This is a genomic window from Sporomusaceae bacterium (assembly GCA_031460455.1).
Classification (GTDB): domain Bacteria; phylum Bacillota; class Negativicutes; order Sporomusales; family UBA7701; genus Anaeroselena.
The window spans coordinates 1-1,036 of record JAVKTQ010000052.1; the positions used below are offsets into that span (position 1 = coordinate 1).

The window sequence follows — 1,036 nt, forward strand, 5'->3', positions numbered from 1 at the left end:
TGGATCTATGCCTGCTTGCGGCTCCCCATGGCTTTTCGGAGCTTACCCCGTCCTTCTTCGGCTGTTGGCGCCTAGGCATCCGCCGTATGCCCTTATTAGCTTGACTTATTACGGTTTCCTATCTGCTTCGCCTGGCTTCGTTGCTCCTCAGAGCGCTTGCTAGCGTACTTTAGTACGCGTCGCGGCGCGCTCTTCCGGTGCGCCTTGCCATGCTCGCATCTAGTAAACCTAAGCTTTTCGCTAATGTAGCTTAGCTTCACCTTTGCCTAATCCTAATGTGCTCGTTAAGAACTTCTCTACTTATCATAGAGAGGTTTCTTTACTTCACTTTCTTCTGTGCTGTTTTCAAGGAGCAGTGTCCTTTGACTTGGCTCATTGCCGCGTCTCAGGATTTATTATCTTACCATACACAGGCCGCCTAAGCAACCTGTATATATTGGTAATTCGAAGTGGTGGTGGAGACGAGCGGGATCGAACCGCTGACCCCCTGCTTGCAAGGCAGGTGCTCTCCCAGCTGAGCTACGCCCCCATACTACGAATGTCGATAAGCTTCCGCTTCTCACCATTCTAAGCTTAACCTGATACCAGCGCTTAAAAAAATTCGCCCCTAAGGCCGAATTTTAAAGCGTGGTGGTGGGCCTAAGTGGACTTGAACCACTGACCTCACGCTTATCAGGCGTGCGCTCTAACCAGCTGAGCTATAGGCCCCTATCTACGGCTGCCCATAAGCCGCCATCTGCGGCGTTGCTCCTCGCCTGCCATCCTCAGCGTACCTCTCAGTACGCTTCCGGTGTCAGCTTCCGGTGCGCCTTGCATCTGACGACTTCTTGTCAGCCTAAGCCTTGGTATCCTTATCTGAAAGAACACTTTCGTGTTCCCTCAAAACCAAACAATGTAGGGTGAGTATTACAGCCACCACATATGGTGCGTCTAATACTCTCTGCCAGATGTGTCCGACCTTGGATACCAGAAGGTGTTTCACTTCTGAGTTCTCCATAGAAAGGAGGTGATCCAGCCGCACCTTCCGATACGGCTA

Annotated in this window: 2 tRNA genes and 1 rRNA gene; all 3 read right to left on the reverse strand. The window is 51.4% G+C overall.

The window, feature by feature from the left end:
• Positions 1–106, reverse strand: a 23S ribosomal RNA gene (locus RIN56_20685); the annotation flags it as partial.
• A gap of 347 nt (positions 107–453) precedes the next feature.
• Positions 454–529, reverse strand: a tRNA-Ala gene (locus RIN56_20690).
• A 102-nt stretch (positions 530–631) separates the two neighbouring features.
• Positions 632–708: transfer RNA gene (locus RIN56_20695), tRNA-Ile, on the reverse strand.
• Between the last annotated feature and the right edge of the window lie 328 nt (positions 709–1,036).